The 25,285-nt window shown below is 63.8% G+C and carries 22 protein-coding genes; 11 read left to right on the forward strand and 11 right to left on the reverse strand.

All coding sequences use genetic code 11. The features are described 5' to 3' along the window. Positions 1–8 precede the first annotated feature (8 nt). From rpoB to BLW56_RS20060, 3 genes are all read right to left on the reverse strand, one after another. A complete protein-coding gene (rpoB, locus tag BLW56_RS20050; RefSeq protein ID WP_093513022.1) occupies positions 9–4,187 on the reverse strand; it encodes a DNA-directed RNA polymerase subunit beta in 4,179 nt (1,392 codons plus the stop codon). Between the two features lie 283 nt (positions 4,188–4,470). Continuing rightward, the gene (locus tag BLW56_RS20055; RefSeq protein WP_093513023.1) at positions 4,471–5,196 is read right to left on the reverse strand and encodes a glutathione binding-like protein; all 726 of its coding nucleotides are present in this window, start codon (positions 5,194–5,196) and stop codon (positions 4,471–4,473) included. A gap of 1 nt (position 5,197) precedes the next feature. Beyond that, positions 5,198–5,704 carry a DUF3237 domain-containing protein gene (locus BLW56_RS20060; protein WP_177176051.1) on the reverse strand — a complete coding sequence of 169 codons (507 nt, stop codon included), beginning with the start codon at positions 5,702–5,704 and terminating at the stop codon, positions 5,198–5,200. A gap of 123 nt (positions 5,705–5,827) precedes the next feature. Here BLW56_RS20060 and BLW56_RS20065 point away from each other — a divergent pair, with 123 nt between their 5' ends. From BLW56_RS20065 to BLW56_RS20075, 3 genes are read left to right on the forward strand one after another with little or no spacing between them, the layout of a single operon-like run. Further along, entirely contained in the window at positions 5,828–8,098 is a 2,271-nt protein-coding gene (locus BLW56_RS20065; RefSeq protein ID WP_093513027.1) for a TonB-dependent receptor, read from the forward strand. 13 nt (positions 8,099–8,111) lie between these two features. Beyond that, entirely contained in the window at positions 8,112–8,609 is a 498-nt protein-coding gene (locus tag BLW56_RS20070; RefSeq protein WP_093513029.1) for a nuclear transport factor 2 family protein, read from the forward strand. Next, positions 8,606–9,316 carry a glutathione binding-like protein gene (locus tag BLW56_RS20075; RefSeq protein WP_093513031.1) on the forward strand — a complete coding sequence of 237 codons (711 nt, stop codon included), beginning with the start codon at positions 8,606–8,608 and terminating at the stop codon, positions 9,314–9,316. Before BLW56_RS20070 ends, BLW56_RS20075 begins: the two co-directional genes overlap by 4 nt. Before the next feature lie 95 nt (positions 9,317–9,411). On the opposite strand, the gene BLW56_RS20080 is transcribed toward BLW56_RS20075, so the two are convergent. Further along, a complete protein-coding gene (locus BLW56_RS20080; RefSeq protein ID WP_093513033.1) occupies positions 9,412–10,197 on the reverse strand; it encodes an SDR family NAD(P)-dependent oxidoreductase in 786 nt (261 codons plus the stop codon). Positions 10,198–10,286: 89 nt separating this feature from the next. Here BLW56_RS20080 and BLW56_RS20085 point away from each other — a divergent pair, with 89 nt between their 5' ends. Genes BLW56_RS20085 through BLW56_RS20115 form a run of 7 tightly spaced genes read left to right on the forward strand, consistent with a single transcriptional unit; the run spans position 10,287 to position 15,720 of the window. After that, positions 10,287–11,582 (forward strand): spinster family MFS transporter, encoded by a 1,296-nt coding sequence (locus BLW56_RS20085; RefSeq protein ID WP_093513036.1) that lies wholly within the window; start codon positions 10,287–10,289, stop codon positions 11,580–11,582. Beyond that, positions 11,579–12,466, forward strand: coding sequence for an SDR family NAD(P)-dependent oxidoreductase (locus BLW56_RS20090; RefSeq protein ID WP_177176053.1), 888 nt, complete (start codon positions 11,579–11,581; stop codon positions 12,464–12,466). Before BLW56_RS20085 ends, BLW56_RS20090 begins: the two co-directional genes overlap by 4 nt. A 9-nt stretch (positions 12,467–12,475) precedes the next feature. Then, positions 12,476–12,871, forward strand: a complete 396-nt coding sequence (locus tag BLW56_RS20095) for a nuclear transport factor 2 family protein (RefSeq protein WP_093513040.1) — start codon at positions 12,476–12,478, stop codon at positions 12,869–12,871. 10 nt (positions 12,872–12,881) lie between these two features. Continuing rightward, a complete protein-coding gene (locus BLW56_RS20100) occupies positions 12,882–13,529 on the forward strand; it encodes a carboxymuconolactone decarboxylase family protein (protein WP_093513042.1) in 648 nt (215 codons plus the stop codon). Further along, positions 13,529–14,443, forward strand: coding sequence for an SMP-30/gluconolactonase/LRE family protein (locus BLW56_RS20105; protein WP_093513044.1), 915 nt, complete (start codon positions 13,529–13,531; stop codon positions 14,441–14,443). Before BLW56_RS20100 ends, BLW56_RS20105 begins: the two co-directional genes overlap by 1 nt. A gap of 47 nt (positions 14,444–14,490) precedes the next feature. Next, positions 14,491–15,108 (forward strand): glutathione S-transferase family protein, encoded by a 618-nt coding sequence (locus BLW56_RS20110; RefSeq protein ID WP_093513045.1) that lies wholly within the window; start codon positions 14,491–14,493, stop codon positions 15,106–15,108. Between the two features lie 18 nt (positions 15,109–15,126). After that, positions 15,127–15,720 carry a VOC family protein gene (locus BLW56_RS20115; protein ID WP_093513047.1) on the forward strand — a complete coding sequence of 198 codons (594 nt, stop codon included), beginning with the start codon at positions 15,127–15,129 and terminating at the stop codon, positions 15,718–15,720. A gap of 87 nt (positions 15,721–15,807) precedes the next feature. Here BLW56_RS20115 and BLW56_RS20120 read toward each other — a convergent pair whose 3' ends face one another. After that, on the reverse strand, positions 15,808–17,373 hold the full coding sequence (locus BLW56_RS20120; protein WP_093513049.1) for a long-chain-fatty-acid--CoA ligase: 1,566 nt from the start codon (positions 17,371–17,373) through the stop codon (positions 15,808–15,810). Positions 17,374–17,459: 86 nt separating this feature from the next. Between BLW56_RS20120 and BLW56_RS20125 the strand changes: the two genes are divergently transcribed. Continuing rightward, the gene (locus BLW56_RS20125; protein ID WP_093513051.1) at positions 17,460–18,512 is read left to right on the forward strand and encodes a cobalamin-independent methionine synthase II family protein; all 1,053 of its coding nucleotides are present in this window, start codon (positions 17,460–17,462) and stop codon (positions 18,510–18,512) included. 37 nt (positions 18,513–18,549) lie between these two features. Here the strand turns inward: BLW56_RS20125 and BLW56_RS20130 are convergent, their stop codons facing one another. Genes BLW56_RS20130 through BLW56_RS20155 form a run of 6 tightly spaced genes read right to left on the reverse strand, consistent with a single transcriptional unit; the run spans position 18,550 to position 25,227 of the window. Next, positions 18,550–19,242 carry an alpha/beta fold hydrolase gene (locus tag BLW56_RS20130; RefSeq protein WP_093513053.1) on the reverse strand — a complete coding sequence of 231 codons (693 nt, stop codon included), beginning with the start codon at positions 19,240–19,242 and terminating at the stop codon, positions 18,550–18,552. Further along, positions 19,242–20,162, reverse strand: coding sequence for an NAD(P)-dependent oxidoreductase (locus BLW56_RS20135; RefSeq protein ID WP_093513055.1), 921 nt, complete (start codon positions 20,160–20,162; stop codon positions 19,242–19,244). Before BLW56_RS20135 ends, BLW56_RS20130 begins: the two co-directional genes overlap by 1 nt. Next, positions 20,159–21,457, reverse strand: a complete 1,299-nt coding sequence (gene eno / locus BLW56_RS20140) for a phosphopyruvate hydratase (protein WP_093513057.1) — start codon at positions 21,455–21,457, stop codon at positions 20,159–20,161. Before eno ends, BLW56_RS20135 begins: the two co-directional genes overlap by 4 nt. Beyond that, positions 21,454–22,434 (reverse strand): phosphotransferase family protein, encoded by a 981-nt coding sequence (locus BLW56_RS20145; protein WP_256203737.1) that lies wholly within the window; start codon positions 22,432–22,434, stop codon positions 21,454–21,456. The genes eno and BLW56_RS20145 overlap by 4 nt, the downstream gene beginning before the upstream one ends. 1 nt (position 22,435) lies before the next feature. Further along, positions 22,436–23,566 carry an alpha/beta hydrolase gene (locus BLW56_RS20150; RefSeq protein ID WP_256203738.1) on the reverse strand — a complete coding sequence of 377 codons (1,131 nt, stop codon included), beginning with the start codon at positions 23,564–23,566 and terminating at the stop codon, positions 22,436–22,438. A 26-nt stretch (positions 23,567–23,592) separates the two neighbouring features. Then, entirely contained in the window at positions 23,593–25,227 is a 1,635-nt protein-coding gene (locus BLW56_RS20155; protein WP_093513061.1) for a long-chain-fatty-acid--CoA ligase, read from the reverse strand. Positions 25,228–25,285: the final 58 nt, after the last annotated feature.

The following is a 25,285-nucleotide window of genomic DNA, read 5'->3' on the forward strand; positions in this document are numbered from 1 at the left end:
ACAAATCTTTATTCGGCGGCTTCGGGAAGGGCTTCCGGACCTTCGTCGGGGTCTTCTTCCGAATAGGAAGAAAGTTCGACGTTGAGGCCCAGCGAGCGCATTTCCTTGACGAGCACGTTGAAGCTTTCGGGAATGCCGGCCTCGAAGGTGTCGTCGCCCTTGACGATCGCTTCGTAAACCTTGGTGCGGCCGATCACGTCATCGGACTTCACCGTCAGCATTTCCTGCAGCGTGTATGCCGCGCCATAGGCCTGGAGCGCCCAGACCTCCATTTCACCGAAGCGCTGACCACCGAACTGCGCCTTACCGCCCAGCGGCTGCTGAGTGACAAGCGAGTACGGCCCGATCGAACGCGCGTGGATCTTGTCGTCGACAAGGTGATGCAGCTTCAGGATATACATATATCCCACCGTCACCTTGCGGTCGAACCGATCGCCAGTGCGGCCGTCGTAGAGATCGACCTGACCCGAGCGGTCGAGACCGGCGCGTTCCAGCATCGCCGATACGTCGCCTTCGCGCGCACCGTCGAACACCGGGGTCGCGAAGGGTACGCCCACCGACAGGTTTCCGGCGAGTTCGACGACTTCATCGACGCTGCGCGCCTTGATTTCGTCGGCATATTCATCGCCATAGGCCTGCAGCAGCGCCTCACGAACCGCCTCGGGCGGGGCGCCCGCTTCGGGGTCGGGGTTCGCCATGCGCCAATCCTCGAGCGCCGCGGTGATCTGACGGCCGAAACCGCGCGATGCCCAGCCGAGGTGCGTTTCGAGAATCTGCCCGACGTTCATGCGCGACGGCACGCCAAGCGGGTTGAGCACGAAGTCGACATGCGTCCCGTCTTCGAGGAACGGCATGTCCTCGATCGGCAGGATGCGGCTGATAATGCCCTTGTTGCCGTGACGGCCCGCCATCTTGTCGCCCGACTGGAGCTTGCGCTTCACGGCAACGAAGACCTTGACCATCTTGAGCACGCCCGGGGCGAGTTCGTCGCCGCGCTGCAGCTTTTCGACGCGATCTTCATACTTCGCGCTGATCCGCTTGATCGCTTCGTCATACTGCGCCTTGATCGCTTCGAGGGCGGCCTGGGCATTGTCTTCGACAACGGCCAGCTTCCACCAGTCGGCGCGGTCGAGTTCGACGAGCATCTCTTCGGTGACTACATCGCCCTTCTTCAGGCCCTTCGGCACTGCGCTGGTCGCCTGACCGATGAGCAGTTCCTTGAGGCTCGAGAAAGTCGCACGATTGAGGATCGCGCGTTCGTCGTCGGCGTCCTGCTTCAGACGTTCGATTTCTTCGCGTTCGATCGCGATCGCGCGTTCGTCCTTGTCGATACCGTGACGGTTGAAGACGCGGACTTCGACGACCGTGCCCGACACGCCCGGCGGCAGACGCAGCGAGGTGTCGCGCACGTCGCTGGCCTTTTCACCGAAGATCGCGCGCAGCAGCTTTTCTTCCGGCGTCATCGGCGATTCACCCTTGGGGGTGATCTTGCCGGCCAGAATGTCGCCCGGGCCGACTTCGGCACCGATGTAGACGATGCCCGCTTCGTCGAGGTTGCGCAGCGCTTCCTCGCCGACGTTCGGGATGTCGCGCGTGATGTCTTCCGGCCCGAGGCGCGTGTCGCGTGCGGTGACTTCGAATTCCTCGATGTGGATCGAGGTGAAGACGTCGTCCTTCACGATGCGTTCGGAAATGAGGATCGAGTCCTCATAGTTGTAGCCGTTCCACGGCATGAACGCGACGAGCACATTCTTGCCGAGCGCCAGTTCGCCAAGTTCGGTCGACGGACCGTCGGCGATGATGTCGCCCGCGCGGACGATCTCACCCACCTTCACCAGCGGACGCTGGTTGATGCAGGTGTTCTGGTTCGAACGCTGGAACTTTTGTAGACGATAGATGTCGACGCCCGACTTGCCGGGTTCGACCATATCGGTCGCACGGATAACGATACGCGTCGCATCGACCTGGTCGATCACGCCGCCGCGGCGCGCCGCGATGGCCGCGCCCGAGTCGCGCGCAACGGTTTCTTCCATGCCGGTGCCGACGACCGGAGCTTCGGCCCGGATCAGCGGCACAGCCTGACGCTGCATGTTCGAGCCCATGAGCGCGCGGTTGGCGTCATCGTTTTCGAGGAACGGGATCAGCGATGCCGCGACCGAAACAAGCTGCTTCGGCGACACGTCCATCAGGGTGATCTGATCGCGCGGGGCCATCAGGAATTCGCCCGCTTCACGCGCCGAGATCAGCTCGTCGATGAAGCTGCCATCGGGGTTGAGGTCGGCGTTCGCCTGCGCAACCGTGTGCTTCTGCTCTTCCATTGCCGACAGATAGACGACCTCGTTGGTCACCTTGCCGTCGATGATGCGGCGGTACGGGGTTTCGATGAAGCCGTACTTGTTCACGCGCGCAAAGGTCGCGAGCGAGTTGATCAGACCGATGTTCGGGCCTTCCGGCGTTTCGATCGGGCAGATACGGCCATAGTGCGTCGGGTGAACGTCGCGGACTTCGAAGCCTGCGCGTTCGCGCGTCAGACCGCCCGGCCCGAGAGCCGAGACCCGGCGCTTGTGGGTAACTTCCGACAGCGGATTGGTCTGGTCCATGAACTGCGAGAGCTGCGACGAGCCGAAGAATTCGCGCACCGCGGCCACGGCCGGCTTCGCGTTGATCAGGTCGTTCGGCATCACGGTCGACACGTCGACCGAGCTCATGCGCTCCTTCACGGCGCGCTCCATACGGAGCAGACCGACGCGATACTGGTTTTCGAGCAGCTCGCCGACCGAACGGACACGACGGTTACCGAGGTTGTCGATATCGTCGATTTCGCCCTTGCCGTCCTTCAGGTTCACCAGTTCCTTGACGACGGCGAGGATGTCCTCGCTGCGCAGCGTGGTAACCGTGTCCTCGGCGTCGAGGCCAAGGCGCATGTTGAGCTTGACGCGGCCCACGGCCGACAGGTCGTAACGCTCGGGGTCGAAGAACAGGCCACCGAACAGCGCTTCCGCGGTTTCGCGCGTCGGCGGTTCGCCGGGGCGCATGACGCGGTAGATGTCCGACAGCGCCTGATCGCGATCCTCGGCCTTGTCGGCCTTCAGCGTGTTGCGGATCCAGGGACCGGTGTTGTTGTGGTCGATGTCGAGAAGCACGAGCTTGTCGAGACCGGCACCGTCGATCTTTTCGAGGTTGTCGGCGCTCACTTCGTCGCCGGCTTCGATATAGATCTCGCCGGTTGCTTCGTTGATCAGGTCATAGGCGCTGTAACGGCCGAAGATTTCCTCGGTCGGGATCAGCAGCGTGTCGAGACCGTCCTTTGCGGCCTTGTTCGCAAGGCGCGGGCTGATCTTGTGACCGGCGGCAAAGACGACTTCGCCGGTCTTGGCGTCGACGACGTCGAACGCGGGCTTCGCACCGCGCCAGTTTTCGACGACGAAAGGAACCTTCCAGCCGTTTTCGGCGCGCTCGAAGACGAGACGGTCATAGAAATCGTTGAGGATTTCTTCGCCCGACATGCCCAGAGCGTACAGCAGGCTGGTGACCGGCAGCTTGCGCTTGCGGTCGATACGGACGTTGACGATGTCCTTGGCGTCGAATTCGAAGTCGAGCCACGAACCGCGATACGGAATGACGCGCGCGGCGAACAGGAACTTGCCCGACGAGTGGGTCTTGCCGCGGTCATGGTCGAAGAGCACACCCGGCGAACGGTGCATCTGCGACACGATAACGCGCTCGGTGCCATTGACGAAGAAGGTGCCGTTCTCGGTCATGAGCGGCATGTCGCCCATGTAAACGTCCTGCTCCTTGATATCGAGGACCGAACGCGTGTCGGTTTCGCTGTCGACTTCAAAGACGATCAGGCGCAGCGTGACCTTCATCGGCGCCGCATAAGTGATGCCGCGCTGACGGCATTCCTCGACGTCATATTTCGGCGCTTCAAGTTCGTAGTGAACGAAGTCGAGTTCGGCGGTGCCGGCGAAATCGCGGATCGGAAAAACGCTGCGCAGCGTCTTTTCGAGACCCGAAACATAGCCGACCGAGGGGTCGGACCGCAGGAATTGTTCGTAGGATTCGCGCTGCACCTCGATGAGGTTGGGCATGTCCACCGCTTCGTGGATATTGCCGAACAGCTTACGGATTCGCTTGCTTGCGGTTGCTTCGAGGGCCTTGCCCACCGACTTCGCCTTGGTCGCCATAAGTGATTGTCTCGCCTTGATAAATTAGATCGCGAACGCGATAGAGACGCAAAAAGGCCGCAAGCAACCGTTGCCGGCTTACCGCAGCTTCTTGACGCATCCCGAAATCCCCGCCGACCTATCCGTACAGCCTGCCGCGCAAAGTCAGGCTCTATCTCGGACGATGGGGTGTGACGGCGATATAGGATTTGGGTTGCACGGTGTCAACGGCACCGCGGCGAAGCGATGGGCCGGGCGGCGGCTCGACCGGCCCGGAATCCCACCGCCCGCCGAACCGGCGGTCTCAATCGCCCTTCACCGCCGCATGGTTCGCGTCGCCGAACATGTTCGACCACTCCTTGTCGTCGAGCGCCTGGTGCCGACCTATATATTTGGCTGGCGCTTTCAGATCGTCGCGCGTCATGGCGCGCTCCACCGCCGGTCGCTCGCGAATGCGTTCGAACCAGCGATGCATCGCGGGCCATTCGTCGAGCCCCATCCCCATTACGAAGGCCGAGGCGCGGCCGGGCCAGATCGCCATGTCGGCAATGCTATAATCGTCGCCCGCGACATAGGCGCTCTTCTCCAGCCGCTTTTCGAGCACCGTAAGAAGGCGGGTCAGCTCCTTCGTATAACGTGCGATCGCATAGTCCTGCCCGGCGGGGGCATAGCGCAGGAAATGGCTCGCCTGCCCGCCCATCGGCCCAAGCCCCGCGACCTGCCAGGTCAGCCATGACAAGGTTGCGGCACGTGCCCCGCCCGACGCAGGCAGGAAGCGCCCGCTCTTTTCGGCGAGATATTGCAGGATCGCACCCGATTCAAAGACCGTCACCGGATCGCCCCCACCCGCCGGATAGAGATCGACGATCGCGGGGAGCTTGTGGTTCGGATTGATCCGCCCAAAATCGACCGAGAGCTGGTCGCCATCGAAGATGTCGTAGGGAATGACGCGATAGGGCTCGCCGATTTCCTCCAGCATGATCGCAATCTTCTGCCCGTTCGGCGTCGCCGAATAATGAAGGTCGATCATCTCAGAGCACCTCGTGGATCACATGCCGCACCCCGAAATCGGTGCGCTCGCCGACGCCGACGGCGAGCACGCCATTCAGCCAGCCATATTTGGCACTCGCCGTTTCGAACACCGGTGCGATTCGCAGATAATAGCGCGACGGGTCGGCGTCAGGGACGGCCGGATCGGCGAAGGTCGCACGCACATCGTCGGGAATGATGTTGCGGCCCGTGTAGCTTAAATAGACGAGGTCGCCGTCGTCGGTCTGCCACACCGCGCGCGCATCGAAGGTGCCGACCGAGGCGCTGTCGCCGAGCCGCCCGCTGCGCGACCAATTGCCTCCGCCCGGAAGGACTATACCGTTGATCCGCGGCCCGAAAAATCGCCCGCCGCTGATATAGCCGAGCCGCTGGTCACCGAATGGCGACGCGCCGATGCCGATGATCCCGCCGCCCACCTCGAACTCCACCGTACACAGGTGACGGGTCGCCAGTCCGGCAGGTGCGCTCTGCAAATTTTCTTCGTCCATGATGCGAATCCTCTTCCAGCCTATGGACAAGCATAAAACCATTAGTATACTAAGGGTCAATCAGATTGACGGATCGGAAGGCTTTCCGGGACCGGCGACAAGAAGCTCTATGGGAGGGTGATAATGAAGGCGCATAACCAGTTCCTGCTGTCCGGTGTGGCGGCAATCGCGATGCTTGCCAATGCCGCACCGGCAATGGCGCAGGCGGCCCCTGCCGACGCGGCAGAGATCGACGACAGCAATGCCAATGAAATCATCGTCACCGCGCAAAAGCGCGAGCAGAATTTGCAGAATGTGCCGATTTCGATGGAAGTCGTCAGTGGCGCGAAGCTCGCCGAGTTCAACACCAGCGATATCAAGGCGGTGATGAACTACACGCCGAACGTCTTCGTTCAGTCGACCGCCGGCAACGACGTGATCTATATCCGCGGCTTCGGGTCGCCGCCGGCGAACTTCGCGTTCGACCAGTCGGTGTCGCTCTATGTCGACGGCATTTATGCCGGCCGCAACCGTCAGGCGCAGGCGCCCTTCTTCGATCTCGCGCGCGTCGAAGTGCTGCGCGGTCCGCAGGGCGCGCTGTTCGGTAAGAACACGGCGGCGGGCGCGGTCAGCGTCGTCTCGGCGGGTCCGACGAAGGAGTTCGAGGGCGCGATCACCGGCCTTTACAATTTCGATCACAAGGGCACCGATTTCTCGGGCTATCTGTCGGGCCCGATCACCGACACGCTCGGCGCGCGCTTCGCATATAAGATCGTCAATCAGGACGGCTATATCTATAACCGCGCGACCGATCACGACGATCCCGAAATCAAGTCGCAGCTGCTGCGCCTGACGCTGAAGTGGGAACCGTCGGCGAACTTCGACTACACGGCGAAGGTCGAATACGGAAACCGCGAAGTCATCGGCGGCATCACGGTGTCGAGCCCGCTGACCAGTGGGCAGGATCCGCAGACGTCGCGCTATCTCGAGCGCTCGGCGCTCGGCGATGAGGGCAATGACAACAAGTCGGTGATGATCTCGGGCGTCGGCAACCTCGCGCTCGGCGACTTCACGCTGACCTCGGTCACCGGTTACAGCTGGTTCAAGTCGAAGATCGTCAACGGGTTCGACCAGACGATCCCGAACAGCGGCGGCGCCTTCACGTCGAACTCGGTCTACAATGCGTTCCCCGAACGCTTCGACCAGATTTCGCAGGAAATCCGCATCCTGTCGCCAACGGGCAAGACCTTCGAATTCATCGTCGGCGCCTATTATGACAAGTCGAACTATACGCTGGAGCAATATCAAGGCTTCAACATCCCGAGCCTCAATATTCCCGGCGTGATCGTCGGCCCCTATTTCGGCCGCATTGACAGCGTCTTCAATCAGGAAGCCGAAAGCTGGTCGGTGTTCGGACAGGGCACGTTCAACATTACCGAAGCCTTCCGCGCGATCGGCAGCCTGCGGTACAGCCACACCAAGAAGGACGGCGATTTCGCTGCCCGCCTTGTCTATGGCTCGAACGGCGTCAACGGCCAGCCCTTTGCCCTGCGCCCGATTTCGAGCGCGGCCGGCAAGATCAGCGAAGGCAATGTCGATCCCTCGATCACGCTGCAATATGACATCGCACCGCGTATCATGGTCTATGGCACCTGGGGCCGCGGTTCGAAGTCGGGCGGCTTCGTGTCGAACACGCTCGGTACGACGAACGCGACCTTCACCTTCGAACCCGAACAGTCGGAGAATTTCGAGGCCGGCATCAAGTCGACATTGTTCGACGGCAAGGTCGTCGCGAACGTCTCCGCCTATCACACCAAGTTCAAGGATTTGCAGGTTTCGGTCTATCAGCCCGCGACGTCGAGCTATCTGACCGGCAACGCCGCAGCCGCGACGTCGAAGGGCATCGAAGGCTCGCTCAGCATCTATCCGATCGAGAATTTCGACATCAGCGCGTCGGCCGCCTATTCGGATATCAAATATGACGATTATCCGGGCGCAGCCTGCCTTGCCTCGCAGGTCGGCTGTACTCCGGCGACGAACAACCTCGCCGGCTACCCCGTCGCTTATGCCTCGAAATGGACCGGCAGCGTCACGGCGCACGCGCGCTTCGATATGTCGGAAGACCTGAAGCTCGACATCACCGGCGTCGCGGCGGGGCGTTCGAAATATTTCAATTCGGACAACCAGAGCCCGATCTTCGGTGTGCAGGACGGCTATGTGAAGCTCGACCTGCGCGTGCAACTCGCCGATCGGGACAATAGCTGGCACCTCGCGCTGGTCGGCAAGAATCTGACGAACCAGAAAACGATCGGCAGCGCATTCAACCTGCCCGCCCCGATCACGCCGGTTCCGCGCGCGATCCTGTATCTCGAACCCACGCGCAACATTTCGGTCGAGGCCGGGATCAAGTTCTAGGTTCGAATTTTCGATGTCCCAGGGATCGGCCGCCATCGATGCTTTCCTCGACAGGGAAGCAGCGGTGGCGGCCGTGACCCGTTATGCGAGCGCGCTCGATGCGCGCGACTGGGGCGCTTACCGCGCGCTTTTTACGGACGAGATCGCGATCGACTATGCCTCGATCGGCTCGCTCGTCGCGACGGTGCCCGCCGATGAATGGACGAACCGCTGCCGGACGCTCGAGGGCTTCGACGCGACGGCGCACCAATTGCACAATATCGTCGCCGCGATCGACGGCGACGAGGCGACGGTGACGAGCATCGTCGATGCCGTGCACGTCGTCGGGGTCGAGGACCGCGCGCTGCTCGGCGACCTGATCGGCCGCTACACGCACCGGCTGGTGCGGCAGGGCGAGTGGAAGATTGCGGGCGTGACGCTGTCCGTTGTTGCCTACCCCGCTGGGAAGGAAGCGTTCGAAGCCGCCTTCGCCGCCGCGCGCGCCATTTTCGCCGAAGGAAATTCCGCATGATCGACGTCTATTTCACGCCCACGCCGAACGGCCACAAGGTCTCGATCATGCTCGAAGAGGTCGGACTGGACCATAATCTGATCGGCATGAACATGCTGGAGGGCGACCATCTGACGCCCGAATACAGGCGGATCAATCCGAACGGACGCCTGCCCGCGATCGTCGACCATGATCCGATCGGCGGCGGCGCGCCGCTGCCGGTGTTCGAGAGCGGCGCGATCCTGCTTTATCTGGCCGAGAAGAGCGGCAAGCTGCTCCCCGAAAGCCCGCGCCGCCGATCACAAGCGCAGCAATGGCTGATGTGGCAGATGGCGAGCTTCGGTCCGATGCAGGGACAGGCGCATCATTTCATCCGCTATGCGCCCGAGGGGCAGACCTATCCGGTCGAACGTTATCGCAACGAGACGCTGCGGCTGCTTCATGTGCTTAACGGCCGGCTTGGTGAAGCCGAGTATCTGGCCGAAGAATATTCGATCGCCGATATTGCGGCGTGGCCGTGGACGCGCGCGATCCGTGCGATCGGGCTGACGCTCGACGATTATCCGGCGGTTGCCGACTGGTTCGCGCGGATCAGCGAGCGCCCTGCGGTGATCGCGGGGACCGACGTCAAAAATGCAGCAAACCTGTCGAGCGCGCGCCCGGTGCTGACCGAGGCACAATGGTCGAACCTGTTCGGCAAGAATATGCTGGAAGCGCCGACGCGCTAAACCAACCTATATCTCGTCATTCCCGCGGAAGCGGGAACCCAGCGAGCTGCCGTTGCAGCTAGGTTCCCGCTTTCGCGGGAATGACGAATTGTGGGTCATACCGTGTCGGCGTGGCCCCACTGATATTCGACCTGGCCGTTCACACGCCGCACCGCTACCCAGTCGCCACCCGCAAGGCCGTCATCCTCGATCAGCGCCATGACGCCGCCCGCGATATCCTCTGGCGCGCACGCCTCGTTGTTCGCGAGCACGGTCTTCATCCATTCGGACTTGCCGCCCGCGCCCGTCGTGTCGAGGATGGGCGTGTCGACCAGCCCCGGCAGCATGCCCGCGACGCGGACGTTGCATTCCTCCTTCAGCGGCGCGCAGCAGCGCGTGAACATCATCACCGCCGCCTTGGTCGTCGCATACATGGCGTCGTAGAAGCCGGTGCCGAGCGCGACGGTCGAGACGGTGTTGACGATCACCCCGCCGCCGCGTGCCTTCATCTTCTGCACCGCGATCTGCGTCGCGGCGACGAGCGAGGTGATGTTGACGTCGATAATCCAGCGGATGCGCGCCGCATCGACGTCGGGGAATTGCGGCAGGCCCGACACGACGCCGGCATTGTTGTGCAATATATCGACGTCGCCATGCGCCTCGAACCAGGCTTCGACCACGGGGATGTCGGAAAGGTCGAGGATATGCGTCGTTACCCGCGCCCCCGCCGCCGCGACGCGCCGCGCGGTTTCGGCGAGCGCGTCTTCCTTCACATCGACGAGCCTGATTTCCGAGGCACCGCGCTCCGCCAGCATCACCGCGGTCGCACGACCGATGCCGCCCGCCGAGCCGGTGACGATCGCCGTCTTGCCGTTGATTTCCATCTCTTCTCTCCCGTCCATCTTGTCGCTACCGTAAAGCACGTTGACAGATAAACTTAAATACCTAAGTATTTTTCGACCGAGAAGACTCGTGCGTTTTGGGGAGAGTTATGTCGCAAGCTACCACCCTCGATGGGGGCGCTCCGGCGCCGGACAGCGGGCTCGCGCTGCGCCGCAATGTCGCGCTCGTCATGCTGTTCATCGTCGGCACGATCAACTTCGTCGACCGCCAGCTCCTGTCGGTGCTCGTCGAACCGATCCGCGCCGACATGGATTTCAGCGATACGCAGTTCGGCCTGCTTACCGGCCTCGCCTTCGCACTTTTCTATGCGGCGATGGGCGTGCCCGTCGCGATGATCGCCGACCGCTGGAACCGCGTGAAGCTGATCGGTATCGCCTGCGTCGTGTGGAGCGGTTTCACTGCGGCATGCGGCATGGCGTCGAACTTCTGGCAACTCGCGCTGATGCGTTTCGGCGTCGGTGCTGGCGAAGCGGGCGGCACCGCGCCGTCGCTGTCGGTGATCGCCGACTATTATCCGCCCGCGCAGCGCCCGCTGGCGATCGGGCTGTTCACGTTAAACGGCCCGTTCGGGGTTTTCGTCGGTGCGACGTTCGGCGCATGGGCCGCCGCGAACATCGGCTGGCGCAACGCCTTCCTGTTGATCGGCATTGTCGGCATCGTCGTCGCGCCGATCCTGATCTGGCTCGTCCGCGAGCCTGCGCGCGGGCAAATGGACACGCAGAAAACCGCCGACGAAGCCCTGCCCTTTTCGCAGAGCCTCGCGATGTTCTGGCGCCGCCCGTCGCTGCGTATGGTGATGATCGGCAGCGGTCTTGCGGCCTTTACCAGCTATGGCATGCTCAACTGGATTCCGGCGTTCCTGATGCGGACGCAGAAGATGCCGCTGGAAGCAATGGCGACATATTTCGGGCCGGCTGCGGGCATCACGTTCGGTATCGGCATCCTCGGCGGCGGCTGGCTGGTCAGCCACCGCGCCAAGGTGTCGGCGCGCGCCTATGGCTCGATCCCGGCACTGGCAACGCTGGTGCTGATCCCGACCTTTATCGCCGCGCTGCTGGTCGATAGCTGGCAGCTCTCGCTCGCGCTGCTGCTGGTCCCGATGGCGGCGTGCACCGCCTATGTCGCCCCTGCCCTCGCACTCGTGCAGAATTTGACCCCGCCGCGCAGCCGCGCGACCGCCGCCGCGGTGCTGATGCTGATGTTCAACATCATCGGGCTTGGGCTCGGGCCGCTGTTCGCCGGGATCGTCAGCGACAGCCTGAAGCCCGAATATGGCGACGAGAGCCTGCGATGGGCGTTGATGGCGCTGATGCCCTTCGCCGCTGCGGCTGGCATCGCGCAGTATCGCATGACGCGCTATCTGGAGAAGGACTTCGCCGAATGACCGACGTCGCGGGCAAGACCGCCTTCATCACCGGCGGTGCAAGCGGGCTCGGGCTCGCGACCGCCCGGGCACTCGCCGCAAAGGGGGCATCAGTGATCCTCGCCGATATCGACGCGGCGGGTGCCGAAAATGCGGCCGCCACGCTGCGCAACGAGGGCACAAGCGCGCTGGGTCTTCAACTCGACGTGACGAGCGAGGAAAGCTGGGCCGAGGCGGGCGCCAAAGCACGCGAATTCGGCCCGGTGCGCATATTGTTCAGCAACGCCGGGGTCGGCGGCGGATCGGGACCGTTCGAGCAATATGACACCGACGTCTGGCGCTGGAATTATGCGGTCAACGCACATGCGCATCTTTATGCCTGCCGGACCTTCCTCGGCGACATGAAGGCGAGCGGCGAGCCGAGCCATCTCGTCATCACCTCTTCCATGGTCGCGATCGTGCCCCCGCCGATCTCGGTCGCCTATATCAGTTCCAAATATGCGACGCTGGGCATCGCGATGGCGCTGCGCAACGAACTCGCTGAAAGCTGCGTCGATATTTCGGTGCTGATGCCCGGCATGTCGGCGACGCGGATCGTCGAGACGACGCGCGACCTGCGTCCCGTCGAGGTCGAGGTCGGTAAGGCCGCGGCGACGAGCCAGGCGATGCAGGGCGTGCTCGCCGGCGGCATGTCCCCCGACAAGATCGGCGCGCGCGTCGTGCAGGCGATCGAAAATGGCGAATACTGGATCTTCACCCACCCCGAATGGAAGGCGATGGCCGAACTGGTGACGCAGGATATGCTGTCGTCCTTCGGTCCATCGGCCGATCCCGGTTACCGGGGCGACGATATCGACGGGCTGATCGCCGCGAACGGCGGCCGCATGTTCGGCGCGAAAAAATAGGAGAGACACATGGCAGAGCAGGACGACATTCGCGCAATGGCGCAGCGCTTCTTCGACGCGATCGAAGCTGGCGATATCGAGACGATGCGCGGCAGCTTCACCGACGATGCCGAGATCTGGCACAATACCGACGAGCTGATCGTCACCCCCGCGCAGACCGCGCAGACGCTGACCGGCATGGTTACGCGGATCAAGGACCGCGAATATGCCGACCGCCGGCTGACAACCTTCCCCGGCGGTTTCGTCCAGCAGCATGTCCTGAAGGGTGTGCGCGTCCACGACGACGGCCCGGTCCGCCTGCCCTGCGCGATCGTGTGCAAGGTCGAGAATGGCAAGATCACGCGGCTCGACGAATATTTCGACAGCGCGCACGTCGCCGAATTCCGCAAATTTGCAAACGCTTGAGGAGTTAGTCATGCCCGTCCTGCGCCAGGTTCCCCGGTCCGAAGTCACCGACGAGACCGTCCTCGCTTATTACAACCGCCTGTTCGGCGAGCGCGATCCCGTTGCCGAGCCCGGGACCGCGACCGGAACCCCGGGCGACTGGTGGACGGTATTCGCGCTGTCGCCCGACATCTTCGAACATGCGGTCAAGGGTTTCGCCGTCTATCGCAATCCCGCGCGGACGATCGATCCGGTGCTGCGCGAGCTCGGCCAGACGCGCGCCGGCTGGGTCAAGGGCAGCCAGTTCGTCTTTTCGCAGCATTGCAAGTCGCTCCGCGGGCTTGGCGTCAGTGAAGAGAAGATCGCGTCGATCGCGCATTGGCAGGTCGCCGATTGCTATGACGAGCAGGAACGCACCGTGCTCGCCTATGCCGACTGCCTTGCGCAGGCGAGCGGGCGCGTCCCGCTCGAGGTTTTCGACAAGCTCAAGACCTTCTGGAATGACGAGCAAATTTTCGAATTCACCTACATCACCTGCCTCTATGACATGCATGCGGTGATCACCCGCGCGCTGCGCATGGAATATGACGCGCGCGAGGATCCGATCGTCGAGGTCGCCGCGCCCGAAGGCTTCAGCGCGGCCGACTTCCTCAGCGCCCCGCGACCCGCGAACGGATAATGAGCGACTACGGCACCCCCGTGGTTGTCGCGACGGGCCTTCGTTTTCCTGAAGGCCCGGTGCCGATGGCGGACGGGTCGGTGCTGCTGGTCGAGATCGCGCGCGGCACGCTGACGCGCGTCCTGCCCGGCGGCAGCCTGTCGGTCGTTGCGGAGCTTGGCGGCGGGCCCAACGGGCTCGCTGTCGGGCCCGATGGTGCCGCCTATGTCTGCAACAATGGCGGTTTCGAATGGGTCGAGGCGGGCGACCTGCTCTTTCCCGGCCATGCTGCGCATGCCGAGCCCTGCGGATCGATCCAGCGCGTCGACCTGACCACCGGCACCGTGACGACGGTCTACGACAGTTTCGACGGGGAGCGCCTGAAGGGACCGAACGATATCGTCTTCGATGCGGACGGCGGCTTCTGGTTCACCGATCATGGGCAGGTCCGGGGCACCGGCCGCGATCATGGCGCAATCTATCATGCGGCCGCCGACGGGTCGAAGATCAGCCGCCAGCGCGCCGACATGATGGGGCCGAACGGCATCGGCCTCTCGCCCGACGGCAAGACGCTCTACGTCAGCGAGACGATGACCGCGCGCGTCTGGGCGATGGAGATCGTTGCCCCCGGCGAACTCGCCGCACCGCCGCCCTGGGCGCCCGGCCGCTTTGTCGGCACACCGCCCGCCTTTCGCCTCCTCGACAGCATGGCGATCGAGGAAAATGGGTGCATCTGCGTCGGCACAATGGTCGAGGGCGGGATTACGATCTTCGACCCCGATGGCAGTGGCTCGGAGTTCGTGCCGCTGCCTGACATCGGCATCACCAACATCGCCTTTGGCGGCACCGATCGGCGCGATGCCTACATCACCGCATCGACGACAGGCACGCTTTACCGCGTCCGTTGGCCGCGCCCCGGATTAACCGTCAACTAAGTTGACGGTTAATCCGGATAATGATAAAAGAAGCGGGAGAGGACAGAATGAGATTCTATACCAGCGTCGGCCCGAACCCGCGCGTCGTGAAGCTTTTCATGGCCGAAAAGGGTATCGAAATTCCCGAGGTCGCAATCGACCTGCGCGGCGGAGAGAACCGGCGCGCGCCCTATAATATCGATGTAAATCCCGCCGGACAGACGCCTGCGCTCGAACTCGACGACGGCAGCTTTCTCTGCGAAGTCACCGCGATCTGCGAATATCTGGACGAACGTTTCCCCGATCGCACGCTGATCGGCTCGACCGCCGAAGAACGCGCAAAGACGCGTATGTGGACGCGGCGCGTCGACCTCAAGATTTGCGAGCCGCTGACCAACGGCTTCCGCTTTGCCGAGGGCCTGCCCTTGTTCGAGCCGCGCCTGCGCTGTCTGCCCGAAGCGGCGGATGGATTGAAGGCGACCGCGCAGGACGGGATCAAATGGCTCGATGCGCAGATCGCCGGGCGCGAGTTCATTGGCGGTGACGCCCTCAGCCTCGCGGACATCATGCTGTTCGCGTTCCTCGATTTCGGTGCATCGGTCGGCCAGCCGATCGACCCCGCCTGTACGAATATCCAGAGCTGGTACGAGCGGATGAAAAGCCGCCCCAGCGCCACCGCAAACTGAACCACAAGGAGACGGATCATGGCTGCAGCAAATAGCGAATTCGAATTCTGCGGGGTCAATCACCTCGCGCTCGTGTGCAAGGACATGGCGAAGACGGTCGAATTCTATCGCGACACGCTCGGCATGCCGCTGACCAAGACGATCGATCTGCCCGGCGGGCGCGGCCAGCATTTCTTCTTCGACATCGGCAATGGCGACAGCCTCGCCTTTTTCTGGTTCCCCAATGCGCCCGAGGCCGTTCCGGGCATATCGGCGCCCGCCGCGCTGCCGACGCAGGGCAGCTTCGTGTCGGCGCACGGATCGATGAACCATATCGCGATCAACGTCCGCGCCGACAAGTTCGACGATTATTACAACCGCCTGATCGAAAAGGGCATCGAGGTAACCCCGGTGCTGAACCACGACGACAGCCCGATGCAGGCTTCGGCCGAAATGCACCCCGGCGTCTTCGTCCGCTCGGTCTATTTCTTCGATCCCGACGGTGTCTGCCTCGAGTTCGCGGCGTGGACCAAGGAATTCGACGAGAGCGACGTCGCGCACGATCCGGTGCAGGCCGACGGCACGAAGCGCGAGGGCTTTATCGTAGGCCGCACGCCGGTGCCCGCCGAATAGACATTCCCAATAAATTACCCATTGGGAACTCCTCCTGAACCCGGCCATTGGCCGGGTTCTTTTTGGAGAAGACGGCAGAGGGACCGCCTACCCGACGGCCCGATCGCGCCCTTCCCAATAGGGCGCGCGAAGTTCACGGCGCAGCACCTTGCCCGACGGGTTGCGCGGCAGCGCGTCGATGAACTCGATGCTCTTCGGCACCTTGTATGCCGCAATCCGTTCACGCGCCCACGCGATGACGTCCGCAGGGTCGAGCGTCGCCCCCGTTGCGGGCACGATCAGCGCCTTAACCCCCTCGCCCCATTTATCGTCGGGCACGCCGATCACGGCAACGTCGGCGACGCCGGGGCAGCCCATGATCGCGCTTTCGACCTCCGCCGGATAGACATTTTCGCCGCCCGACACGATCATGTCCTTGATGCGGTCGTGGACGTAATAGAAGCCGTCGGCATCGCGATAGCCAACGTCGCCGGTGTGGAGCCAGCCGCCCGCGAGCGTTTCTTCGGTCGCTTTCGCGCGGTTCCAATATTCCTTCATCACGATACCGCCACGGATCGCGATTTCGCCGATCTCGCCCTCACCGAGTTCGCGGCCCTCGCCGTCGAGGATCGCCATTGCGGCGCCGGGCCAGGGCTTGCCGCAAGAGGTTAGCTTGCCCGGCAGGTCGTGCGCGCTTGGCGACAGGTAGGAACCGCCGCCGGCGGATTCGGTCATGCCGTAGAATTGCACGAAATCGCAGCCGAAGGTCGCACGCGCACGCCGGAGCACATCCTCGGCGATCGGCGAGGCGCCATAGGCAATCGATTTGAGCGCGGGATAGGTGCCCGCATTCGCATCGGGCTGAAGCAGCATCATCTGGATCATCGCAGGCGCGAGGAAAGCGTGCGCGACATCCTCCTCGCGCATCATGCGCACCGCGTCGGCGGCGGTGAAATCCTTGACGAGTACGAGGCGCCCGCCCTGCGCCAATCCCGAGAAGCTGACGTTCGTGCCCGCAACATGGAACAAAGGCATGACGATCATCACCGTCTCGTCCTCGCCATAGGCGAAGCCGTCGACCTCGGTCGCCGCTTCGAGGAAGGTGCGATAATTGGCGTTGGTCAGCACGACGCCCTTGGGCAGCCCGGTGGTGCCGCTGGTATAGAGCTGGAGCACATCGTCGCCGAGTTGTGGCGGATCGGCTAGCGGCGCGTCGGACGCGTCACCGAGCCATGCGTCGAACGGCTCGAACGCCGGATGTTCGCCATAAAGCGCGATCAGGCGCGGCGGCGCCGTGAGGTCGGCGACCGCCGCCAACGCGCAATCGAAGAAATCCTCGCCCACGAAGAGCAGCTTCGGCCCGGCGTCGCCGAGAATGAAGCCGATCTCTGCGGGCGCGAGGCGGCAGTTGATCGGCGCGAAACAGGCGCGTGCGCGCGCCGTGCCGAAGAAAAGCGGATACCAGCTATCATGGTTCTTCGTCAGCGCCGACACGCGACCACCGGGGACGACGCCCGACGCGATCAGCGCGTGGGCGACGCGATTCGACCGCGCATCGAGCTCGGTGAAACTCGTCTCACGCTCCCCGAATTTCACCGCGGTCGCAGCGCCCCGCACTCGCGCCTGCGCCGCCGGAATGTCCGCCAGCGTCCGGATGGCCTCCAGATCGATCATTTTGCTCTCCCAATCGTCGTTTCGACTTGAATTAGATAGAATACTAAGCAAATGCTTGGCCAGATAAAAATTCGAGAGGACCGGCCTTGTTCGACCACCCCATCCTGCCGACAACCATCGTCGGAAGCTACCCCCAGCCTGACTGGCTGATCGACCGCGAAAGGCTGAAGGCCAGCCTGCCGCCGCGCGTGCGGGCAGAGACGCTGTGGCGCATTCCCGAACCTTGGCTCGCCGACGCGCAGGAAGCCGCAACATTGATGGCGATCCGCGATCAGGAAGAGCTGGGCATCGACATCGTCGGCGACGGCGAGATGCGCCGCGAAAGCTATTCGAACCGCCTCGCGACGGCGCTGTCGGGGATCGACCGCGAGAAGCACGGCACGGCGATCGACCGTACGGGCAACGCCAATCCGGTCCCGCTCGTTTCGGGGCCGATCCGCCGCGTTGCACCGATCGAGGCACAGGACGCGGCGTTCCTGCGCCGCCATTCAACGAAGCCGGTGAAACTCACCCTGCCCGGCCCCTTTACGATGACGCAGCAGGCCGAGAACGGTTTTTATCCCGATCTGCGATCGCTCGCGATGGACTATGCCGATGCGGTCAATGCCGAGGTGAAGGATCTTTTCGCGGCGGGCGTCGATGTCGTCCAGCTCGACGAACCCTATCTGCAGGCGCGGGCCGCCGAGGCGAACAGCTATGCGATCGAGGCGATCAATCGCGCGCTCGACGGCGTCGACGGGACGACCGCGCTGCATATCTGTTTCGGCTATGCGATGGTCCACCATGGCGCGGGCGCGACGGGACCGAAGCCCAAGGCCTATGACTTCCTGGCGGAACTCGAAGCGTCGAATATCGACGTAATCTCGATCGAAGCGGCGCAGCCGGGGCTCGACCCCGCGATTCTTGCCGAACTGCCGACCAAGACGATCATGTATGGCGTGCTCGACCTGTCGATCCCCGAGGTCGAAACACCCGAAGTCGTCGCGGGGCGCATCCGCGAGGCGCTGCGCTATGTCGACGCCGAACGACTGTGGATCGCGCCCGATTGCGGGATGAAATATCACAGCCGCGAGCATAGCCAGGCGAAGCTGAAGGCGATGGTCGACGGCACCGCGATGGTACGGGCGGAGCTCACCTGATCTGGTCATCCCGGCGAAGGCCGGGATGACGAATTGATCAAGCGTCGATGAACTCGGTCAGCAGTGGCACCACCACTTCGGGCGCCTCGACCGTTGGCAGATGTCCGGCCCCGGCAATCACCTCCAGCCGCGCGCCCGGGATCGCGTCCAGTATCTCGTCATGGTGTGCGCGGCTGGTGATGCCGTCCTTTTCGCCCCAGATGAGCAAGGTCGGCACAGCGATCTCGCCGAGGCGCGGACGGCTGTCGATCCGCGCCATGATCGCACGCTGCTGTGCGAGGAAGGTGTCGGCACCGGTATCCGCCGCCATCTGCCGTGCGATGCCGAGCAGGCGGGTGTCGCCGCGTTTGTCCTCGGGGAAGAGGATCGGGATGCGTTCCTCGACGACCTGATCGAAATTGCCACTTTCGACGAGGTCGATATAGCCCTGCCGCCGCGCGGTCTGCGCCGGGCCATCGGCCGAGGCCAGTGTCGAGATCAGCGCGAGCTTCGCGACGCGTTCGGGCGCGCGGCGCAATACCTCGAAGGCGATAAAGCCGCCCATTGCATGCGCAATGAGGATGAATTTCGGCGGAGCGTTGTCGAGCAGGCGCTGTGCGAAATCCTCGATCCTGTCGTCGCTGCGATTGTCGGCGACGATGACCTCGCGGTCGCCCCACGCGTCGAGCAGAGGTTGCCATATGGCGTCGGTCAGAAGCTGGCCGGTGATGAGAACGATGGGGAGCGACATTAGATCACCTGATGAAGAAGAGGTTCGCCGGCGACGAGGCGGCGGCAATTTTCGTGCGCCACGGTGAGGCTGCGTATGAGTGTTTCGGGGGTGAGCCAGGCGATATGCGGCGCGAGCACCGCATTCGGCAGGCCGAGCAGCGGATTGCCGCGCGGTAGCGGCTCGTCGGCGAAGACATCGAGTCCGGCGCCGCGCAGATGCCCCGAGGTGAGCGCCTCGACCAGCGGCGCCTGATCGACGAGTTCGCCGCGCGCGGTGTTCACGAGCACCGCGCCGCGCTTCATCGCGAAGGGGTCGATGCTGGCGCGCGTCTCGTCGGTCAGCGGGATGTGCAGCGACACGATGTCGCTCTCCGCCAGCAAGCGATCCAGCGGTAGAAATTCGTAGGGCACATCGCGCGGGCTGCGCGCGGTATAGACGACCTTTGCCCCCAGCGCCGCGAGGACCGGAGCGAGCAGCCCGGCCGAATGACCGAAGCCGACGAGACCGACCGTGCGCCCGCCGATTTCACCGACGCTGTCGAGCTCGGATGGGTCGGCGGTCCATCCCTCGCCTGCGCGCGTTCGCGCATCGAAGAAGCAGGTGCGGCGGAGCACCGCCATCATCAGCGACAGCGCCATTTCGGCGACCGCCTGGCTGTTGGTGCCGGGCATGTTGCACACCGCGGCGCCGTGATCGCGGGCCGCATCGAGCGCAATCGTGTTCACCCCGACGCCGAGCTTCTGGATCAGTTTCAGTTTCGGTGCCGAGGCAATGAACTCGGGGGTGACCGGCGTCAGGACATGCAGCAACGCGGTGATCTCGTCCGCCACACCGTCGAGCGGCTCGGCCTCGTCGACATGCGTCACAACGCCGGCGCCGAAGATCGCATCGACCGCTTCGCGAAAACCGGGGCTCGGCCGGGCGTGGAGGACGATCATGCGTGAACCGCCCCGATCGATCCCGCAAAGGCCGAGAAGCCAGCGAACACCGCGTCGGCGCCCATCGCTTCCTCGATCCGCAGCATCTCGTTCCACTTCGCCATGCGCTCGGACCGCGTGAAGCTGCCGACCTTCAATTGCCCGGCGTTCCAGCCGGTCGCGAGATGCGCGATGGTGACATCCTCGCTCTCTCCCGAGCGCGCCGACACGATCGCGCCCCAGCCGCGCGCGACGGCTGCGTCGAGCGCGGCCTTGGCCTCGGTCACGGTGCCGACCTGATTGACCTTGATCAGCGCCGCGTTGCAGACCCCCGCATCGCCAGCGCGTTCGACGCGCGCGGCATTGGTAACAAGCACGTCGTCGCCGATGATTTGCACCCGATCACCGATCGCGGCGGTCACCGCCGTCATGGTGGTCCAGTCATCCTGCCCCGCCGGATCTTCGATCGACAGGATCGGATAGCGCTTCGCCCATTCGACGATCCGCGCCGCCATCTCCTCGCCCGACAGCCGCCCGTGGTCGAGCGCCAGATCATAGCCATCGGCATCGCCGAGTTCGTTCGCGGCGATGTCGAGCGAAATGAACACCTCTTCGCCCGCACGGTGGCCGCTCGCTTCGATGGCCTTGGTGAGCGTATCGAGCGCATCCTCGTTCGACGCGAAATTGGGCCACCAGCCGCCTTCGTCGGCGACCCCCGACAAAGGCCCCTTCGCTTCCATCAATTTGCCAGCGGCGCGATAGACATCGTCGGTAATTTCAAGCGCGCGGCGGAAGCTGCCCGCTTTCGGGCACATGACCATGAAGTCCTGCACATCGGTGCGCCGTCCCGCGTGCGCGCCGCCCCCGAAAATCTGGATTTCGGGAAGCGGGGTGCGCACCTTGCGGCCCTCGGCAAGATAGCGCCACAGCGGCTCGCGCACGTCGGCCGCGGCCGCGTGCAGAACCGCCATCGACACCGCAACGACCGCGTTCGCGCCCAATCGCGCCTTGTTCGTGGTGTTGTCGAGCGCACAGAGCGCGGCGTCCACGTCCGCCTGATCGCGCGCGTCCATGCCGCCGATCGCGCTTGCAATTTCCGACCCGATCCCCGCGACCGCGCGGTTGACGCCGAAGCCGCCAAACGCGCGTCCGCCGTCGCGCAGGTCGATCGCCTCATGCGCCCCGCGCGAGGCGCCCGCCGGGGCGATGGCGCGCCCGACCGCCCCCGATTCCAGCGTGACTTCAGCCTCGACGGTGGGCCGGCCGCGCGAATCCCATATCTGGCGGCCGGTGACGGAGGCGATACGCGAAGTCATGCAAGGTTCCTTTTCCAATGGGTCACAAGGGTGTCGAGCGGCTCCGTCGCAAGGATCAGCGCACGCGCCTGATCGCGCACGATACGCTGGTGTTCGGGATCGGTCAGATAGGGTGCGGGCGACTTGCCCTCGACCCGCGCGAGGAGCAGCGCCGCCGTCAATTCGCCCGCGCGCAGCAGCAGGCCATCGACATCTTCCCAGTCGACACCCTCCCGATACGCCGCAACGAGCGCCGCAGCGGCCTCGGTCAGCCGCGCATCGCCCGACCACACCGATTTCAGGAGCAGATGCGTGGCGCAAAAAGCCAGATCGAAGGCCGGATCGCCATAGACCGCGCATTCGGCATCGAGAAAGACCGGGCCGTCGGCGCTGACGAGAATATTCTTCGGGCTGACATCGCCATGGACGAGCGCGATCTTACGTACCGACAGGTCGTCGGCGAACCGGCGCAGGACAGGCGCGAGTTCGGCGTCGCGTTCGGCGACGTAGAGCAGGAAGGGATCGACGCGCAGCGCACGGAACATCGCGTCGTTGGGAAAATCGTCGCGGTCGTCGTCGCTGTGCGCGGTGGCCGCGTGAACCGCGGCAATCCGCTGCCCCACCGCAGCAGCAAAAGCGGCGTCCACCCGCCCGGCCATCAGCTCGTCCTTCCACACGGGTGAGCCGGGCAGGAAGCGCATGGCAAAGGCGTGACCCGTGGGCAGTTCGGCGAGCACTTCGGGCGCGATACGCGCATCGACACCGCGCGCGCGCCGAAGCCAGCGAACCTCGCTCTGGCCGCGTTCGACCGGTGCATGCCATTCGGCGGCGACGCGAAGCTGGGGCAGAGGCCGCTTGACGACGATCGGGCCCGATGGCGTTTCAACCTTCCACACATCGCACGACACGCCGCCGGTCAGCGGTTCGAGAACGACATCGCCCTCGCCCGCCAAGCCGGCCGCGCGCAATTCGCGAACAATGTCGGCGTCCGCCGTCACGTCAGAGCTTCTCCCGGATCCACGCGCCGACAAGGTCGGCCGCATTCTGGCGTTCGGCAATCGAATCCTCGAAATAATGCGCACCGGTGATCAGTTCGAGCTTCTTGTCGGTCGAACCGAGGAAGTCGAAGATCTTGCGCGCGTCGCTGGGAAACACGCCCGTATCGGCGGTTCCCTGCACGACAAGCGCCGGCGTGTCGTGCTTGGCGAGGTGCGGCTGCCCCTGGCATGGCGAGGTTTCGAGGCTCCACATGTTGAGCCAGGTCCTGAGCGTATTCGCGCGGCCGATGCTGGGCGTGCGGTTCGCGATCGCCGGGTCGCCGCGATAGCACCAATTCGGCTTGCGGTCCGAAGGATCGATCGCCGGATCGACGCAGCGGATGTCGCCCCAGCAGCGGAACATCGGAAAGATGCGGTCGGGAATGCCGGCATCGTTCAGCCGTTTCAGCTCGGCCTTTGCCCAGTCGGTGATCCGCTGGTTGCGGGCACGCTGCGCGGCACGATATTTGGCAATGAACGCGTCCGAATAGGGCGGACCGTTATCGGGGTTGAACGGATCGAGTTCGGGGTCGGTTGCCACGGGATCATTCTCGTCGACCACCGACGCGTCCATCCAGTCGGTCAGCACTTCCGGGCGGCCCTGATGCGCGTTGAAGCTGATATAGAGGTCGCCCTTGATGAGCTGCGCGAGCGCATCCTGCCCGACTGCGGGCAGCCGGTCGGTCAGCGTCGGCGCGATGGCTTCGGCCTGATAGGCGCCCATGAGCGAACCGCCGCCCGAATTGCCGAGAATGACGATCTGTTCGACGCCCGCCTCTTCCTTCAGCCATTTCATGCCGACGCCGATATCGAGCACCGCATGTTCGAGCAGGAACTGGTCCTCGACCCCGCGATAGCGCGTGTTCCAGCCTAGAAAGCCAAAGCCCTGCCGCGCGAAATAGGGCGCGATATAATGTTCCGAGAAATCGACATTATAGTGGGTTGCGATGATCGCGACCTTCGGTCGGGTGCCGGCCGCCGTCCAGTAAATGCCCTGGCACGGATGCCCGCCCGCCTGAATGCGCGGCGCCGTCGGCGAAACCAGCCCGATGAATTGCGCGTCCAGTCCTTCGATCCCGTTCGGGTCCATCATCATCTCTCCTGATTGTCGATTATTCTTCAGCGGGTGACTTCGAAAGGCAGTTTGTAGCCTTCCAGCCCGGCACGGATTGCTTTCTTGTCGATCTTGCCCGTCGGCCCGAGCGGGATCTCTTCGACGAACAGCACATCGTCGGGCATCCACCAGCGCGCGATCTTGCCGTCGAGGTAGGATTTGAGATCGTCGGCGCAGGCGTTGGCGCCATCCTTGAGCTGGCACAGCAGGATCGGCCGCTCGTCCCATTTCGGATGCGCGACCCCGACGACCGCCGCATTGGCGACCGCATCATGCCCCATCGCGATATTTTCGATCTCGATCGAACTGATCCACTCGCCGCCCGATTTCACCACATCCTTCGCACGGTCGGTGATCTGCATATAGCCTTCGCCGTCGATCGTGCTGACGTCGCCGGTGTCGAAAAAGCCTTCGACGTCGAGCACATCGCCGCCTTCGCCGCCATAATAGGCGCCCGCGATCGTCGGCCCTTTGATCATCAGGCGGCCGGGCGTCTTGCCATCGTGCGGCAGGCGCTTTCCGGCATCGTCGACGAGCTTCATTTCGAGCCCGCAGAGCAGCCGCCCCTGCTTGAGCTTATAGGCCATCTGCTCGGGTTCGGATTTCGCGGCGACCGACGCATTGGGCACCGACACCGTGCCGAGCGGCGAGGTTTCGGTCATGCCCCAGCCCTGAATGACGTCGACCCCATAATCGTCGCGGAACGTACGGATGATCGACTCGGGGCACGCCGAACCACCGATCGTCACGCGTTCCAGCGTCGTGAAGCGCTTGCCGTTTTCCTGCATATAGGTGAGCAGCATCTGCCACACCGTCGGCACCGCGGCCGAGTAAGTGACGCCCTCTTCCTCGATCAGATCATAAATCGATTCGCCGTCCATCCGTTGCCCCGGCAGCACCAGCTTTGCGCCGACCGCGGGCGCCGAATAGACGACGCCCCACGCATTCGCATGATACATCGGGACCACCAGCAACACCGTGTCGCGCGCCGAAAGCGCGAGTGCATCGCGCTGCAGGGTCATCAACGCATGGATATAATTGGAGCGGTGCGAATAGAGTACGCCCTTGGGATTGCCCGTCGTCCCGCTGGTGTAGCAGAGCCCGCACGCGGCATTTTCGTCGAAGTCGCCCCAGTCATATTCGGCGGCCCGGCCCGCGATCCAGTCGTCGAACGCGACGGCGGCGAAGCTGGTTTCGGGCATCGATGCGGCGTCGCAAAAGAAGATCACTTTCTCGATGCTCGGCACCTGCGGCAGCAGTTCTTCGACGAGGTCGGCGGTCGCCGGGTCGGCGATCAGCAGCCGGTCGCCGGCGTGGTTCGCGATATAGGCGATCTGTTCGAGGAAAAGCCGCGGGTTGAGCGTGTGGAGCACCGCCCCCATTCCCGCCGCGCCATACCATGCGGCGAGGTGCCGCGCGCCGTTCCAACCCATCGTCGCAACGCGGTCGCCGGGTTTGATTCCTTCGGCGGCGAGCGCGTTCGAAACACGCTTCGCATCGGCATGGACGGCGGCATAGGTCGAGCGCGTGACGCGCCCCTCGGCATCGCGGGACACGATCTCGCGCGCGCCGTGCCAGTTCGCCGCATGATCGATGATCCGGTCGACCGTCAGCGGCACATTCTGCATCAACCCGTCCATGCGAGCGTCTCTCCCTTTTTGCTTTAATAGATAGTATGCTAAGTATTTGATGATTGCA

The sequence above is a fragment of the Sphingopyxis sp. YR583 genome (assembly GCF_900108295.1).
Lineage (GTDB): Bacteria > Pseudomonadota > Alphaproteobacteria > Sphingomonadales > Sphingomonadaceae > Sphingopyxis.